The following is a 16,695-nucleotide window of genomic DNA, read 5'->3' as shown; positions in this document are numbered from 1 at the left end:
TTGCGCACGTGGCGGGGATGACGGAGAGAGTTGAGTCAATCCCCATCCAGTGCCGCCAGCCGCTCCGCCTCCGCGATGTCGTCCATGGTGTTGGCGTTGAAGAACGGATCAAGCGGCGTGATCGGCCACGTCACGGTGGCAAGCTTGTAGCGCGCGGTCCAGCGGTCGATCTTTCTGATGTCCTCGACGACAAGCGCGTGACGAAGCTTTTCGCGCAAGCCGACGCTCCACAATCCGATCACCGGATGCGATTGTCCGTCGGAGGCAGCAACGGCCAGCTCAGCCTTCTCTGCTTCCAGCGCGCCGCATAGCCGCGACACCAGATCGCGCGGCAGGAACGGACAGTCGGCGGCGGCGCTGAGAACGAGTTTTATGTCTGGCCGGTTGGCTGCGGCCCAGTCGAGTGCCGCGAGGATACCTGCGAGCGGGCCTGGAAAATCCGCGACGCCGTCGGGGATGACCGGCAGCCCGAACGCGGCAAAGCGTGCAGGATCGCCATTGGCGTTGAGGATGAGGCCGTCGCATTGCGGCTTCAGCCGCGCGATCACGCGGTCGAGAATGGTGCGGCCGGCGATCGTGCGCATCGGCTTGTCGCCGCCGCCCATTCTGCGCGCCAGCCCGCCGGCGAGCAGCACGCCGGGAATTTTGACGGTCTCCGTCGCGTCAGTCGTCACGTTCTTCGCCCTTGCGCTTGTGCCGCGCGGATTCTTCCGCGACATAGTCGAGGTCCTGGTCGAACACGATCCGCTCCTGTCCGGACAGCGCGATGAAGCGTTTTCCCCGCGTGCGCCCGACGAGTGTCAGTCCGACCTGCCGCGCCAGTTCGACCCCCCAGGCCGTGAAGCCCGAGCGTGAGACGAGAATGGGAATTCCCATCCGCACCGTCTTGATCACCATTTCGGAGGTGAGGCGGCCGGTGGTGTAGAGGATCTTGTCGGCGGGATCGACGCCGTGGCGATAGATCCAGCCCGCGATCTTGTCGACGGCATTGTGGCGGCCGACGTCCTCGGTGTAGCACACCGGCGTGCCTTCCTTGCACAGCACGCAGCCATGGATCGCACCGGCTTCCAGATAGAGCGAGGGCATGGTGTTGATCGTACGCGTCATCTCGTAGAGCCAGGACGTGCGCAATTCCGCTTTCGGCAGTGCCACGCTTTCTACGGCCTCGAGAAGATCGCCGAACGCGGTGCCTTGCGCGCAGCCTGACGTCTGCGTGCGCTTCTTCAGTTTTGCCTCGAAGTTGGTGTGGTGCTCGGTGCGCACCACCACGACCTGAAGGTCGTCGTCATATTCGACCTCGGTGACGACGTCGTCGTATTTCAGCATGTTCTGGTTCAGGAGATAGCCGAGCGCGAGGTATTCCGGATAGTCACCGATCGTCATCATGGTGACGATCTCCTGGGCGTTCAGATACAGCGTCAGCGGCCGCTCCACCGGCACCCGGATTTCGACCGCAGCACCCGTCTGGTCGGTCCCGGTAACGCGCTCGGTCAGCCGCGGATCCTCGGGATTCGGCACGATCAGGGGGGCGGGGGCTTTTTCCATCTTCATCATAGCACGCAGGTTAGCATGACTTTGTCCCGGGGCTGATATAAGCACCGGAGTGAACAAGTCACGGTCTACCCGTCATGGCCGGGCTTGTCCCGGCCATCCATGTCTTCTTTCGGAGACGGTTCGAGACGTGGATGCCCGGGACATCCAGGGTGGAAGACGCGCTTCGCGCTTTTGCCCGGGCTTGACGGGGGATACTGACGCCGGTGTCGGAGAATGTGATGAATGTAATAGGCCTCGCGGGATGGAGCGGCGCCGGCAAGACCACCTTGCTGACGCGGGTGATCCCGCAATTGCACAAACAGGGCCTACGCGTTTCCGTCATCAAGCACGCCCATCACGCCTTCGATGTCGACGTGCCCGGCAAGGATTCCTGGAAGCATCGCGAGGCCGGCGCGGCCGAAGTGCTGGTGTCGTCCAGCCAGCGCTGGGCCCTGATGCACGAGCTGCGTGGTGCCGCCGAGCCGCGGCTGCCGGAACTGCTGGCGAAGATGTCGCCGGTCGATCTCGTCGTCGTCGAGGGTTTCAAGCGCGAGCCGCACCGCAAGATCGAGGTCTATCGCGCCGCGAATGAAAAACCGCTGCTGTTCCCCGACGATCCCGGCATCGTCGGGATAGCGACCGACACCCCGGTTGAAACCACGCTGCCGACCGCCCATCTCGATGATATCGAAGCGGTGGCGGCGATGATGCTGAAATCGGCGATATCGCTCGAGGACGTGCTGGCGAAATGCGAAGCTGAGGGCTGATCAGGCACATGGCGCAATTGTCCGACGATTGCTTTGCCTTCGGCGGTCCGATGATGTCGGTCGATGAGGCCGTCGGTCTCATTGCGACGCGCGTGACGCCGGTCGTGGATATCGAGACGGTCATGCTTGCGCGCGCCGATGGCCGCATTCTGGAGCACGACATTTTGGCGCCGCTGCCGCTGCCGCCCTTCACCAATTCCGCCGTCGACGGCTATGCGGTCTCCAGCCGCGACCTGCCGCAAATGGAAGAACAGGCGTTTCCGGTAATCGGCCGCGTTCAGGCGGGCAGCGCCGCATCTGCGCCGCTCAAGCCGGGGCAGGCGATGCGCATCTTTACCGGCGCGCCGATGCCCGAGGGCGCCGATACCGTGTTCATGCAGGAAGACGTGCGCGTCGACGGCGACAAGGTCGTGCTTCCCGCGGGCCTCAAGCCCGGCGCCAATGTGCGCCCCTCGGGTGAAGACATTCCGGCAGGTTTTGCGGCGCTAAAGGCCGGCCAGCGGCTGCGGCCACAGGATGTTGCGCTTGCCGCGGCCTTCGGCCTGACGCAACTCGATGTCGTGAGGCGCCTTCGCATTGCGGTGTTCTCCACCGGCGATGAACTGGCCTCGCCCGGCGAAGCGCGCGCCGCGGCGCAATTGTTCGATTCCAACCGCTTCATGCTGATGGCGATGTTGTCGCGGCTCGGCTGCGAGGTCAGCGATCTCGGCGTCCTCAGGGACGATCGGGCTGCGCTCGCCCGCGCCCTGCAGGAGGTGGCCGGCAGCCACGACCTGATCCTCACCACCGGCGGCGTTTCGACCGGCGAGGAGGATCACGTCAAGGCGAGCGTCGAAAGCGTCGGCAGGCTGGTGCTGTGGCGGATGGCGATCAAGCCGGGACGACCCGTCGCGATGGGAATCATCGGCGGCACCCCGTTCATCGGCTTGCCGGGCAATCCGGTGGCGAGTTTCGTCACTTTCGTCCACGTCGTGCGGCCCACGATTCTGGCGCTATCCGGTGCGCAGCCGGAGCCGCTGCTGCCGATGCCGGTGCGTGCCGCCTTCAGCTACAAGAAGAAGATTGCCCGCCGCGAATATGTCCGCGTCACCTTGCGCAAGGCCGCCGATGGTGCGCTCGAAGCGGTGAAGTTTCCACGCGAAGGCGCGGGCCTCTTGTCTTCGCTGGCGGATACTGACGGCCTGGTCGAACTCGGCGAAGAACTCACGCAGGTGACGCCTGGCCAGACGATCGGGTTCCTGTCCTATGCAAGCCTGATCAATTGATGTCCGTTGACGATGCAGGGTCCCTTCGCCATGGTCGGAGCATGACGACGACAAAACTCGATCTTGCCGGGCTGAAATGTCCCTTGCCGGCATTGAAGACGCGCAAGGCGCTGAAGACGTTGCCGCCCGGCGACAGGCTGGAAGTGCTCTGTACCGATCCGCTGTCGGTGATCGATATCCCGAACCTCATTCGCGAGACCGGCGACAAGGTCGAGATTACCGAGCGCAGCCAGGACCGGATCGTTTTTTTGATAGAAAAAGCAATGGGTTCCGCGGAAAAGACAAATGCCTGAGCGGGCCGGGCGGGGACAAGATCCTCGCTCGTCAATTAGACGACCGAGCGGTTGCCGGGTGCGACATTCGGCCCTACAAATCCCGGCATGAACCTCCCAACATCGAAGGCGAGCGCAGCGGCATCTCTTGCCACGGTCAATGAGCCGGCGGGGAAACTCGGCAGATCAGCCGGTGGGCCTGAGTTCAGCGCGCTGGCGCAGGCCTCGATCCTGATCGTCGATGATGAGCCCGGGATGCGCAATTTTCTCGTGCGCACGCTGGGGCCGCGCTGCAAGCATGTGGCGGAGGCGGCCGACACGGACGAAGCCTCGCGCATGCTCGACAAGAGCCGGTTCGACGTCGTCATCCTCGACAACATCATGCCGGGCAAGAATGGCGTCGACTGGCTCGCCGAGCAGCGGGCCGTCGGCTTCTTTGCGGATGCGATCCTGATCACGGCCTATGCCGATCTCGACACCGCGATTCAGGCGCTGCGCGCCGGCGCGGTCGATTTCGTGCTGAAACCGTTCCGCTCGAACCAGATCCTGAACGCGGTGGCGCGTTGTCTCGACCGGGTCCGGCTGCAGCGCGAGAATTATGTGCTGCGCTATGCGCTGCGCGCCTCCTCCGATCGCACCTTCCTGCGCGACAACCTGATCGGGGCGTCGCCGGCGACCCGCAGCGTGCGGGAAACCATTGCCCGCGTCGCCCGCCTGCCGACGTCGATCCTGCTGACCGGCGAATCCGGCACCGGCAAGGAAGTCGCGGCGCGCTCGATTCATTCGCTGTCCGACCGCGCCGATAAGCCTTTCGTGCCGGTCAACTGCGCAGCCATTCCGCCCGACATGATCGAGGCCGAACTATTCGGCCACATCAAGGGAGCCTTCACCGGCGCAGACAGCGGGCGCGAGGGCCTGTTCCTTTATGCGCATGGCGGCACATTATTTCTGGATGAAATCGGCGAACTGCCGCTGCCGATGCAGAGCAAGCTGCTCCGCGTGCTGGAGGACCGCCGCGTCCGTCCCGTCGGCTCCGAGCGTGAAGTGCCGGTCGATCTCCGCTTCATCTTTGCGACCAATGCCGACCTGCCGAAGGAAGTGGAAAAAGGGCGCTTTCGAGCCGACCTCTACTACCGCCTGAACGTCATGCAGATTCACCTGCCGCTGTTGAAGGACCGCGGCGACGACGTGCAGGAGCTCGCCACCATCTTCATGAGCAAGCTCTCGACACAGCTCGGCATGCCGCCGATTCCGATCGACGGCTCGGTCCGCGCCGCATTGGCGAGTTACGACTGGCCGGGCAATGTGCGGGAGCTGCGCAATCTGATCGAACGCACGCTGATCCTCGGCGCGTTCCCGGACGATTTCGCCGGGCCGCGAAACGACGGGCAAGTCGCCACCGCCGACAGTCTGGCGGACATGGAGCGTCGCCACATTCTTTCAGTGCTGAAGGAGACCGGCGGCAACCGTGAGGAAGCGGCGCGGCGGCTCGGGGTCTCGCGCAAGACCATCGATCGCAAGCTTGCGTTATGGAATGGCTGACCGGGCAGGCCGCACGGACGGACCGATGCGCGGGCGATCCGTCCGCTTCCGGCTGCTCGCCATTGCATTGCTGCCCATGCTGGTCATCCTGCCGCTGCTGCTCGGAGTTGCCGTCTATCGCTGGAACGCGAGATTCGATGCGACGCTGATCTCGAAAGTGAATGGCGATCTCACCATCGCCCACCAATATCTGGCCCGCATTCTCGAAAAAACCGGCGTTCAGATCCGCGCGCTCGGCCTCTCCGCCCGCTTCCGCGATGTGGAAGAGCATGATCCGCTGTCCGCCGTGGGCGACCTGCTCGAAACCTCCCGCAAGGAGATAGGTCTCGACTTTCTCTACCTGATGGACTCCAGCGGAAAGATCCTCGTCTCGTCACCCGCGTTTCCTGGACGGCCAAAGGGCGACTGGCCGATCATCACTTCGGCGTTGTCGGGGGAAGCCCCGTCAGCCGGCATCGACATCTTCACCAATGATGAGCTTGCGGCGATTTCACCTGTTCTGGCAGAACGTGCGCGTCTCGACCTGGTGCCGACGCCGAACGCCATGCCGACCGACCGCAGCACGGAAACGCACGGCATGGTCGTGCATGCGGCGAGCCGGGCGACGACTCCGGGCGGAGCGCCGGCTGCGTTGGTCGGCGGCATTCTGCTCAATCAAAACCTGGAATTCATCGATACGATCAACGACCTCGTCTATCGGGCGGCTAGCCTCCCTGAGGGCAGCCAGGGAACGGCGACGCTGTTCCTGGACGACGTGCGGATCTCCACCAACGTCCGGCTGTTTGAAGGGCGCCGCGCGCTCGGCACGCGCGTATCAGCGGCCGTGCGTTCTGCTGTCATGGACGAGGGGCGCACCTGGCTCGACAGCGCGTTCGTGGTCAACGACTGGTACATTTCGGCCTATGAGCCACTGGTCGACAGCTATGGCAAGCGTGTCGGCATGCTCTATGTCGGCTTCCTGCAAAAGCCGTTCAGCGCCGCGAAGTTTGAGACGCTGCTGATCATCGCGCTCGCATTCATCGTGATCACGGCGGCAACCGTGCCGATCTTCCTGCGCTGGGCGCAGTCGATATTCATGCCGCTCGAGCGCGTTACGACGACGATCGGCGAAGTGGAGAGCGGCAATTTGTCCGCCCGCACCAAACTGCCGGCGTCGGGCGACGAGATCGGTCGCGTGGCGTTTCACCTCGATACCCTGCTCGACCAGATCCAGGAGCGCGACCGCCAGTTGCGGGAGTGGAACGAGGAGTTGAACACGCGGGTACGCGAGCGAACGCGGGATCTCGAGCACGCCAATCTGAAGCTGGAGGCGACCACCAAGCAGCTCATCATGTCCGAAAAGCTCGCCGCGATCGGCGAAATCACCGCCGGCGTCGCCCATGAGATCAACAACCCGATCGCGGTGATGCAGGGCAATCTCGACGTCATCCGCAGCGTGATCGGCCCTGACGTCGAAAAGGCCAAAGTCGAATTCCGCCTGCTCGACGAGCAGATCCATCGCATCAGCCAGATCATCACCAAGCTTTTGCAGTTTGCCCGGCCGGAAGAGTATGCCGGCTATGTCGAGCGTCATGCGCCCGGAAGCGTGGTCGCGGATTGCCTGCCGCTGGTGCAGCATCTCCTGAACAAGACGGAAATCGACGTGGTGAGAGAGGATCGGGCCAGCCGCCTGGTCCTGATGAACCGCACCGAACTGCAGCAGGTCGTGATCAACCTGATCGTCAACGCGATCCATGCCATGCCGGACGGCGGGATGCTTGCGCTGCGGTCATTCGACGCCGAGCGGGACGGCAATCCGGGCATCGTCATCGAAGTGGCCGACACCGGCGTTGGCATGCCAGCGGATATGGTGGAGAAGGTGTTCGATCCCTTCTTCACGACGAAGCGCCGCGAGGGCACGGGCCTTGGTCTTTCCATAAGTCAGACATTGATCAAGCGCCAGCGTGGCCAGATCACGGTGGAAAGCGAAGTCGGCCGCGGAAGCATATTCCGCGTGTGGCTTCCGGAAGCCGACTGATCCCCGACGGATTGGACATTTTGTCCGGAGAGTCCGGACATTTTGTCTTGAGTCGCCGCACGGTCACTCACAAGTCATTGATTTCTTGCATCGTGCGATTTGGCACACGGATTGCTCACTCCTCTTCAACAAGTTGAAAGGGGAGGAGCGATGACCAGCGGTGTGCAGTCGGGTTGAGCTGTCGGCCGCGCATCTCATGCCGGCAAAATCTCACCTCAATTGGCCGGCACTGCTGCGAGCACAATCAAAACATCAGGGTGGATGGTTCTCGAATGCGCGTGGCGGTCCCCGCGCGTTCCGGAATTGCGTGGGACAGCAGGATGGTGCTGTTCCACTGCATGGCTGAAGACGACGGGATCGAAGACGTCAAAAAACGCCCAGTTCAACAGTGGGCTGCAGGGGAAAATAGCGATGACAACAATCAGCAGCGCCGGGAGTATACCCGGTGCCGGAACGGGATTCCTTGACAAAGAGCGGACGATTGCGACAGCCGGCTTCAATCGCTGGCTGGTGCCGCCGGCGGCGCTTTGCATTCATCTTTGCATCGGCATGGCCTATGGCTTCAGCGTGTTCTGGCTGCCGCTGTCGCGCGCGATCGGCGTGACCGCGCCGAAGGCTTGCTCCGACATGACGCTGATGCAGGAATTGTTCACCACCACCTGCGACTGGAAGGTCGCTAGCATGGGGTGGATGTACACGCTGTTTTTCGTGCTGCTCGGTGTTTCCGCCGCGATCTGGGGCGGCTGGCTGGAGCGCGTCGGACCGCGCAAGGCGGGCTTCGTGTCGGCGCTGTGCTGGTGCGGCGGTCTCGTGCTCGGCGCGATCGGTATCATCACCCATCAACTGTGGCTGCTGTGGCTCGGCTCCGGCGTCATCGGCGGCATCGGGCTCGGCCTCGGTTACATCTCGCCGGTGTCGACGCTGGTGAAATGGTTTCCGGACCGGCGCGGCATGGCGACCGGCATGGCCATCATGGGCTTTGGCGGCGGCGCCATGATCGGTGCGCCGCTGGCGAACCTGCTGATGAACTATTTCAAGTCGCCGACCTCGGTCGGCGCCTGGGAAACCTTCATCGCGATGGGCGCCATCTATTTCGTGTTCATGATGATCGGCGCCTTCCGCTACCGGATTCCGCCGGCGGGCTGGCGGCCCGAGGGCTGGACTCCGCCGACCAAAGCCAATGCTATGATCTCGCAGAACCACGTTCATCTGAAGGACGCGCACAAGACGCCGCAGTTCTGGCTGATCTGGTGGGTGCTCTGCCTAAACGTGTCGGCAGGTATCGGCGTGATCGGCATGGCTTCGCCGATGTTGCAGGAAATCTTCGCCGGCAAGCTGATCGGATTGCCCGACGTTGGCTTCAACCAGCTCGACGCGGCGCAGAAGGCGACGATTGCCGGCATCGCGGCTGGTTTCGCCGGCCTGCTCTCGCTGTTCAACATCGGCGGCCGCTTCTTCTGGGCGTCGCTGTCGGACAAGATGGGCCGCAAGAACACTTATTACACGTTCTTCATCTTGGGCATCGTGCTCTACGCGCTGGCGCCGACCTTCGCCGCAATGGGCTCGAAGCTTCTGTTCGTGCTCGGCTTCGGCATCATCCTGTCGATGTATGGCGGCGGCTTCGCGACTGTGCCGGCCTATCTCGCCGACATGTTCGGCACCCAGTTCGTCGGCGCCATCCATGGCCGGCTGCTGACGGCGTGGTCGACCGCCGGCATCATCGGTCCCGTGGTTGTGAACTACATCCGCGAGTTCCAGCTTGCCGCCGGCGTGCCGCGTGACCAGCTCTACAACACGACGATGTACATCCTGTGCGCCATGCTGATCGCGGGCCTGATCTGCAACCACCTGATCAAGCCGGTCGATAAAAAATGGCACATGAGCGATGCCGAGGTCGCCAAGTTGCAGGCGGCGACGGCCAGCGCAGGCCAGTCGGGACCGTCGGGCTCCTACGGCATCGGGTTCGGCGGGCTCGACGCCAAGGCCGCGCTGTTCTGGGCGTTTGTCGGCATCCCGCTTGCTTGGGGCGTGTGGAAGACGCTGGAAAGCGCCGTCAAGATACTCTGACGACGGAGACGTCGCGGGACCGCTATCATGGTTTCCCGCGGCGTCTTCCGACCTCGGTTTCGGCCGGCCGATCGATAGGTGTTCGCAATCGCAGCATACGATGGCTTTATTGATCTTGCGGTCATTTCGAGTACTCATCCTTCCAGCAGCCAAGGTGGCACCGGCGAGGAACGCTGAGGGCTCGAACGCCACCGGCAGCAAACTTAAACGCTTATCAAGACGCCACAATTCGCTTGGCATCTGGCATGCCACGAACTAAGCTTGCGTTAGACGATAAGCAGGGATGAGATTTTTCAATGGATCACGACGTACAGGACTTACAGAAAGTCCGCTCGTTCGAACATCCGGGCGCGGGACGGAAGCGGGCCAAGGCGACCCCCAAGGGCCGCCAGGTCGATCCCACCGCCGCCCACGAGATCGAGCTGCTGCTCGGCGACCGGCCGCGGCGGCGTGATCTCCTGATCGAGCACCTGCACCTGATCCAGGACAAATATCACCAGATCTCGGCGGCGCATCTCGCGGCGCTGGCCGACGAGATGAAACTGTCGTTTGCGGAAGTGTTCGAGACCGCGACCTTCTACGCCCATTTCGACGTGGTGAAGGAAGGCGAGCCTGACATCGCGCCGCTGACCATCCGCGTCTGCGATTCGCTCACCTGCGCCATGATGGGCGCGGAAAAGTTGCTGCATGAGTTGCAGGACAGTGCCGGCCCCGGAGTTCGCGTGGTGCGCGCGCCTTGCGTCGGCCGCTGCGATACCGCGCCTGCCGCCGAGGTCGGCCATCACTTCGTCGATCATGCCACGGTCACGAACGTGCTCGCCGCCGCCAAGGCGGGCGAGACCCACGCGCATCTGCCCAAATATGTCGACTACGACGCCTATGTCGCCGGCGGCGGCTACAAGCTGCTGAGTAGCCTGCGCTCCGGTGCGATGACGAAAGAAGATTTGCTGAAATCGCTCGACGACGCCTCGCTGCGCGGGCTCGGCGGCGCGGGCTTCCCGACCGGGCGAAAGTGGCGCGCGGTGCTCGGCGAGCCCGGCCCGCGGCTGATGGCGATCAATGGCGACGAGGGCGAGCCCGGCACCTTCAAGGATCGCTTCTATCTCGAGACCGATCCGCATCGCTTCATCGAGGGCATGCTGATCGGCGCCCATGTGGTCGAGGCCACCGACGTCTACATCTACCTGCGCGACGAATACCCGGTCTCGCGCGAAATCCTCGAACGCGAAATCGCAAAGCTGCCGCCGAGCGGTCCCGTCCTGCATATGCGCCGCGGGGCAGGGGCCTATATCTGCGGCGAGGAATCCTCGCTGCTGGAGTCCATCGAGGGCAAGCGCGGTCTGCCGCGGCACAAGCCGCCTTATCCGTTCCAGGTCGGGCTGTTCGGCCTGCCGACGCTGATCAACAATATCGAGACGCTGTGGTGGGTGCGCGACATCGTCGAGAAGGGCGCCGACTGGTGGAAGAGCCACGGCCGCAACGACCGTCACGGCCTGCGCAGCTATTCGGTGTCGGGTCGCGTCAAAAATCCCGGCATGAAGCTCGCGCCCGCCGGCGTCACTGTGCGCGAACTGATCGACGAGTTCTGCGGCGGCATGGCTGACGACCACACCTTCCACGCCTACCTTCCGGGCGGCGCCTCGGGCGGCATCCTGCCGGCCTCGATGGACAACATCCCGCTCGATTTCGGCACGCTGGAAAAATACGGCTGCTTCATCGGCTCCGCCGCCGTCGTCATCCTGTCCGAGCAGGACAGCGTGAAGGGCGCGGCGCTGAACCTGATGAAATTCTTCGAGGACGAGAGCTGTGGCCAGTGCACGCCGTGCCGGGTCGGCACCCAGAAGGCGGCGATCTTGATGGAGCGCCCGGTCTGGAACCGCGAATTGCTCGACCAGTTGAGCCAGGTGATGCGCGATGCCTCGATCTGCGGGCTCGGCCAGGCCGCCTCGAATCCGCTGACGTCAGTGATTAAATATTTTCCGGAAGAATTCGTGCCGAAAGAGGCCGCGGAATGACCAGGATCAAGTTCGAACTCGACGGCCAACAGGTCGAGGCCAACGCCGGCGAGACCATCTGGCAAGTGGCAAAACGCCACCAGAAGGAAATCCCGCATCTCTGCTATTCGCCGGAGCCGGACTACCGGCCCGACGGCAATTGCCGTGCCTGCATGGTGGAGATCGAGGGCGAGCGCGTGCTGGCCGCGTCCTGCAAACGCACGCCGAGCGTTGGCATGAAGGTGAAATCCGAAAGCGCGCGTGCGGTCGCGGCGCAGAAGATGGTGATGGAATTGCTGGTCGCCGACCAGCCGGCGCGCGAAACCTCGCACGATCCCGATTCGAAATTCTGGCACTGGGCCGAAAAGGTCGAGGTCACCGAGAGCCGTTTTCCGGCCGCCGAGCGCTGGCAGGGCGATAGCAGCCATCCCGCGATGAGCGTCAACCTCGACGCCTGCATCCAGTGCGGCCTCTGCGTGCGTGCCTGCCGCGAGGTTCAGGTCAACGACGTCATCGGCATGGCCTATCGCAGTCACGAAGCCAAGATCGTGTTCGACTTCGACGATCCGATGGGTGAATCGACCTGCGTTGCCTGCGGCGAGTGCGTGCAGGCGTGCCCGACCGGCGCCCTGATGCCCTCGGTGATGCTGGACGAGAACCAGACCCGCGTCACCTACGCGGACAAGAAGGTGGATTCGCTGTGCCCGTTCTGCGGCGTCGGCTGCCAGGTTACCTATCAGGTAAAGGACGACAAGGTCATCTATGCCGAGGGCCGCGACGGCCCGGCCAACCACAACCGCCTCTGCGTCAAGGGCCGCTTCGGCTTCGACTACATCCACCACCCGCATCGCCTGACAAAACCGCTGGTGCGGCTGCCGAATGCGAAGAAGGATGCCAACGACCAGGTCGATCCGGCCAATCCGTTCACGCATTTCCGCGAAGCCTCGTGGGAGGAGGCGCTTGATATCGCGGCCAACGGGCTCGTGAAAATCCGCGATGAGAAAGGCGTCAAGGCGCTCGCCGGCTTCGGCTCGGCCAAAGGCTCGAACGAGGAAGCCTACCTGTTCCAAAAACTAGTGCGCACCGGCTTCGGCTCCAACAACGTCGACCACTGCACGCGGCTGTGCCACGCTTCATCGGTGGCGGCGCTGATGGAGGGCTTGAACTCGGGCGCGGTGTCGGCGCCGTTTGCGGCTGCGATGGACGCCGAAGTGATCATCGTGATCGGCGCCAATCCGACCGTGAACCATCCGGTGGCCGCGACCTACATCAAGAATGCAGCCAAGCGCGGCGCCAAGCTGATCGTGATGGATCCGCGCCGGCAGTCGCTTTCGCGCCACGCCTGGCGGCATCTGGCGTTCAAGCCCGGCAGCGACGTCGCGATGCTGAACGCGATGCTCCACACCATCATCACCGAAGGGTTGACCGACCAGCAGTACATCGCGGGCTACACCGAAGGCTTCGACGAACTCGCCGAGCGCATCAAGGAATTCCCGCCGGAGAAGATGGAAGCGATCTGCGGCGTTCCGGCCGAGACGCTGAAGGAAGTGGCGCGGGTCTATGCCCGCTCGCAGTCCTCGATCATCTTCTGGGGTATGGGCATCAGCCAGCATATCCACGGCACTGATAATGCGCGCTGCCTGATCGCGCTAGCGCTGACCACAGGTCAGGTCGGCCGTCCCGGCACCGGGCTGCATCCGCTGCGCGGCCAGAACAACGTGCAGGGCGCGTCCGACGCCGGCCTGATCCCGATGTTCCTGCCGGACTACCAGCCGGTCGGCCGCACCGATCTGCGCGAGCCCTTTGAGAAGCTCTGGCATCAGGACCTCGATCCCGTGCGCGGCTTGACGGTGGTCGAGATCATGAATGCGATCCATGCCGGCGAAATCACCGGCATGTATATCGAGGGCGAAAACCCCGCGATGTCGGATCCCGATCTGCAGCACGCGCGCGGAGCGCTGGCGATGCTCGACCATCTGGTGGTGCAGGATCTCTTCGTCACCGAAACCGCGTTCCATGCCGACGTGATCCTGCCGGCATCCGCATTTGCCGAGAAGTCCGGCACCTTCACCAACACCGATCGCCGCGTGCAGCTCGCGCGCGAGGTGATCCGGCCGCCGGGCGATGCGCGGCAGGATCTCTGGATCATCCAGGAGATCGGCAAGCGCATGGGCCTGCCGTGGAACTATGACGGTCCGGCTGATGTCTTCACCGAGATGACTGAAGTGATGCCGTCGCTGAAGAACATCACCTGGGACCGGCTGGTGCGCGAGGGTGCGGTGACCTATCCGGTCGACGATCCCAACAAGCCCGGCAACGAGATCATCTTCACCACGGGGTTCCCGACCGAAAGCGGCCGCGGCAAGATCGTTCCGGCGAAGGTGGTCGCACCCGACGAGGTGCCCGATTCCGAATATCCAATGGTGCTGTCGACCGGCCGTGTGCTCGAACACTGGCATACCGGTTCGATGACCCGCCGCGCCAGCGTGCTCGACCAGATCGAGCCGGAGGCGGTGGCGTTCATGTCGCCAAAGGACATGCGGCGGTTAAGCGTCTGGCCCGGCGATTTCATTAAGCTGGAGACCCGCCGCGGAGCCGTCGAGGTCAAGGTGCGCTCCGACCGCGACGTGCCGGAGAACATGGTGTTCATGCCGTTCTGCTACGCGGAAGCGGCGGCCAACCTGTTGACCAACCCGGCGCTCGACCCGTTCGGCAAGATCCCTGAATTCAAGTTCTGCGCCGTGCGCGCCGAAAAGGTGGAATTGCAGTCGGCGGCGGAGTAGGCGAGAGGCAATCGACAACAGCGATTAAGACCGCGTCATCGTGAAGATGGCGTCGCTTCACTTCGCCGGAACGACAAACACCTGCCCGGGATAAATCAGGTTGGGATTGCGGATCTGTTCCCGGTTCGCCTTGTAAATGACGGCATAGCGCGTGCCCGCGCCGTACGAGACCTGGCTGAGACGCCAGAGGCTATCTCCGCGTGAGACAGTGGTGGTTGCAATCTTCGGCACCACCACGGTGGAGGGCGGCGAGCCGCTATCAGGCAAAACGGTGGACCCTGCGGCGGCCAGCCGCGGAGCGGCGGTGTCCGCGCGCTTGGCCTGCGCCGTCACGGACGCGGTTGTGTCGGGAACGCTGAACGGCACCTCGGCGCGTGCACGCACCGTGCCGGAGCTCGACGCCTCGTCCACCCTGACGCGGTAGCTGCCCGCGGCGACCCCCTCATTGATGGTGACTGCAAAACGTCCATCCGTGCCGGCCGTTACCGACGTAATAAAACTATCGTTGAGGTAAAGCCTCAGCGCTGCGCCGGGACGCGCCTGGCCGCTGACATGGAACTTGCCGCCCGGCTCCATCTCGACCGTTTCCACGACCACTGCGCCGGCCGCCGGTTTTGGCGCCGCTGGTTGCGACAACATGATCGTGGGTTTGTTCGGCGTGATCAGCGCCACGACCGGCCGGTCGGTCGCTTTGGGCTCAAGCGCCACCGTCACATTCTGTTTGGACGTGGTCTGCTTGCCGTCCGGCTGCCTGGAGCGCAGCGTCAGGTCATAGGTGCCTGACGGAAGCCGGGGCGGGACGATGACGAATTGTCCGGATTGATCCGCGACCGCGCGATCGTGCACCTCGCCGTTACGCAGCAGCTCCACCGTTGCGCCGGGCGTTGCGCGACCCGCGACCACGGCCTCGCCTGTCGGCTCGATCCGGGCAATGTCAAACGTCGGCACGCCGTCGCTGTTCTCTGGCGGTGGGGGTGATCCGGCCAGCGCGTCCACGATGGCGTTGGCTTCCGCTTTCGCCGTTGCGAGCGGGGCGGGACTTTGCTCTCGCGCATCCGATGCAGGCTTTGAGATCATCGGCGCTGTCGTTGCCGCCAGGCTGTCAGCCGGGGGTACGCGAACGTGCTGAATGGCGAAGGCGAGCGCCACGCCACAGGCGACAAACGCCAGGATTGGGACGATCGTTCGGCTCGCCGATATGGCAGTCATGATATTCACCCGTCTGCCGGATCGTTGGCTCGCCGATAGTCTATATCGTCTCGAGCAGGGTGGGTACCGGTTTGCAACAAGAAAATGCGGCCTTTGGTTGGTCAGCTCGCAGGCTTACAGCCAGCCGACGCGCCGGAACCGCCAGAACAAGCCTGTGCATACGAGCAGGATCGTGCTGATTACGCCAAAATAGCCATACTGCCACTCCAGCTCCGGCATATGCTTGAAGTTCATGCCGTAGATGCCGGCGATCGCCGTCGGGACCGCGATGATGGCGAGCCATGACGCCAGTTTCTTGGACACCGCGGTCTCCTGTGCCTGGCCGACCAGAAGGCTTGCCTCGAAGGCAAACGCCAGCACCTCGCGAAGCGAATCGATCTGCTCCTGCACCGTCCGGACGTGGTCCGTGACGTCGCGAAACAACGGCTGCATCGTGGATCGCACCATCGGCAGATTGTCGTGCTCGAGCCGGCGGCAGACTTCCACCAGGGGCCCAACCGCATTGCGCAACCGCAGCAGGTCGCGCCGGAGCAAATAGAGGCGCTCGATCTGCGCCTGCGTCATGGCGCTGGCGAGCACTTGCGCCTCCATCGCCTCGACTTCCTCCTGAATGGTTTCGAGCACGGGGGAGTAGTTGTCGACGATGAAGTCGAGAATGGCGTAGAGAATGTAGTCCTCACCCCGGGCCAGCGCCCGAGGGCAGCTTTCGCATCGTTCGCGCACCGGCTTGTAGGACGTCGAGGCGCCGTGCCGGACCGACACGATATATCCTTCGCCGACGAACAGATGCGTCTCGCCGAATGCGATGCTGGCGCCGTCGAGCTGCGCGGTGCGCGCCACGATGAACAGCGCGTCGCCATATTGCTCGATCTTCGGCCGCTGATGCGCGTGGTCGGCATCCTCGATCGCAAGGTCATGCAACTCGAACTGCCGCTGTACGCGGCGCAGCACCGACATATCCGGCTCGTGCAGGCCGATCCAGACCACGTGGTCGGGCTTGCTGCGCCAGCTCGAGGCGTCATCGATGGCGATGTTGGCGATGCGCCGGCCTTCGACGTAGACGCCGGCCGCGACCACGCCGCCGGAACTGGCGGGATCGGTTTTCACAATGCCTGACGATGCGACGTTCATGGCTTCCACCCTCGATGATTGTTGCCGAACCTTGCTTCGCGGCGACGTTTTCGAATGAGGCTAGCACCATGGAATCCGCCGTCAACGCGAACGGGGCGACGATGTTCCCGCAAGC

The 16,695-nt window shown here is 63.6% G+C and carries 12 protein-coding genes; 8 read left to right on the top strand and 4 right to left on the bottom strand.

The features are described from left to right. Positions 1-35 precede the first annotated feature (35 nt). Positions 36-719 carry a molybdenum cofactor guanylyltransferase MobA gene (mobA, locus tag C7G61_RS23935; protein WP_108519181.1) on the bottom strand — a complete coding sequence of 228 codons (684 nt, stop codon included), beginning with the start codon at positions 717-719 and terminating at the stop codon, positions 36-38. Then, complete coding sequence (gene fdhD / locus C7G61_RS23930; RefSeq protein ID WP_108519082.1) at positions 664-1,554, bottom strand: formate dehydrogenase accessory sulfurtransferase FdhD; 891 nt, start codon at positions 1,552-1,554, stop codon at positions 664-666. Before fdhD ends, mobA begins: the two co-directional genes overlap by 56 nt. 218 nt (positions 1,555-1,772) lie before the next feature. On the opposite strand from fdhD, the gene mobB reads away from it, so the two are divergent. The 8 genes from mobB to fdhF all read left to right on the top strand — a co-directional run bounded on the left by mobB (position 1,773) and on the right by fdhF (position 14,240). Then, positions 1,773-2,300 carry a molybdopterin-guanine dinucleotide biosynthesis protein B gene (gene mobB, locus C7G61_RS23925; RefSeq protein WP_108519080.1) on the top strand — a complete coding sequence of 176 codons (528 nt, stop codon included), beginning with the start codon at positions 1,773-1,775 and terminating at the stop codon, positions 2,298-2,300. 8 nt (positions 2,301-2,308) lie between these two features. Then, the gene (locus C7G61_RS23920; protein WP_108519078.1) at positions 2,309-3,565 is read left to right on the top strand and encodes a molybdopterin molybdotransferase MoeA; all 1,257 of its coding nucleotides are present in this window, start codon (positions 2,309-2,311) and stop codon (positions 3,563-3,565) included. A gap of 41 nt (positions 3,566-3,606) precedes the next feature. Beyond that, entirely contained in the window at positions 3,607-3,858 is a 252-nt protein-coding gene (locus C7G61_RS23915) for a sulfurtransferase TusA family protein (protein ID WP_108519076.1), read from the top strand. A gap of 87 nt (positions 3,859-3,945) precedes the next feature. Next, the gene (locus tag C7G61_RS23910) at positions 3,946-5,379 is read left to right on the top strand and encodes a sigma-54-dependent transcriptional regulator (RefSeq protein ID WP_108519073.1); all 1,434 of its coding nucleotides are present in this window, start codon (positions 3,946-3,948) and stop codon (positions 5,377-5,379) included. Continuing rightward, positions 5,372-7,396 carry a sensor histidine kinase gene (locus C7G61_RS23905; protein ID WP_108519071.1) on the top strand — a complete coding sequence of 675 codons (2,025 nt, stop codon included), beginning with the start codon at positions 5,372-5,374 and terminating at the stop codon, positions 7,394-7,396. Before C7G61_RS23910 ends, C7G61_RS23905 begins: the two co-directional genes overlap by 8 nt. A gap of 411 nt (positions 7,397-7,807) precedes the next feature. Further along, positions 7,808-9,463, top strand: coding sequence for an OFA family MFS transporter (locus C7G61_RS23900; RefSeq protein WP_108519069.1), 1,656 nt, complete (start codon positions 7,808-7,810; stop codon positions 9,461-9,463). Between the two features lie 296 nt (positions 9,464-9,759). Continuing rightward, complete coding sequence (locus tag C7G61_RS23895; protein ID WP_108519067.1) at positions 9,760-11,478, top strand: NADH-ubiquinone oxidoreductase-F iron-sulfur binding region domain-containing protein; 1,719 nt, start codon at positions 9,760-9,762, stop codon at positions 11,476-11,478. Then, positions 11,475-14,240, top strand: a complete 2,766-nt coding sequence (gene fdhF / locus C7G61_RS23890) for a formate dehydrogenase subunit alpha (RefSeq protein ID WP_108519065.1) — start codon at positions 11,475-11,477, stop codon at positions 14,238-14,240. The genes C7G61_RS23895 and fdhF overlap by 4 nt, the downstream gene beginning before the upstream one ends. 57 nt (positions 14,241-14,297) lie before the next feature. Here fdhF and C7G61_RS23885 read toward each other — a convergent pair whose 3' ends face one another. Further along, positions 14,298-15,449 (bottom strand): LysM peptidoglycan-binding domain-containing protein, encoded by a 1,152-nt coding sequence (locus tag C7G61_RS23885; protein ID WP_244608439.1) that lies wholly within the window; start codon positions 15,447-15,449, stop codon positions 14,298-14,300. Positions 15,450-15,563: 114 nt separating this feature from the next. Further along, positions 15,564-16,580 (bottom strand): magnesium and cobalt transport protein CorA, encoded by a 1,017-nt coding sequence (locus tag C7G61_RS23880; protein ID WP_108519061.1) that lies wholly within the window; start codon positions 16,578-16,580, stop codon positions 15,564-15,566. Positions 16,581-16,695: the final 115 nt, after the last annotated feature.

This window comes from Bradyrhizobium algeriense, from assembly GCF_003062295.1.
Lineage (GTDB): Bacteria > Pseudomonadota > Alphaproteobacteria > Rhizobiales > Xanthobacteraceae > Bradyrhizobium > Bradyrhizobium algeriense.
Note: the sequence above shows the minus strand (reverse complement) of the source record. Positions and strands in the feature narration are given on the sequence as shown.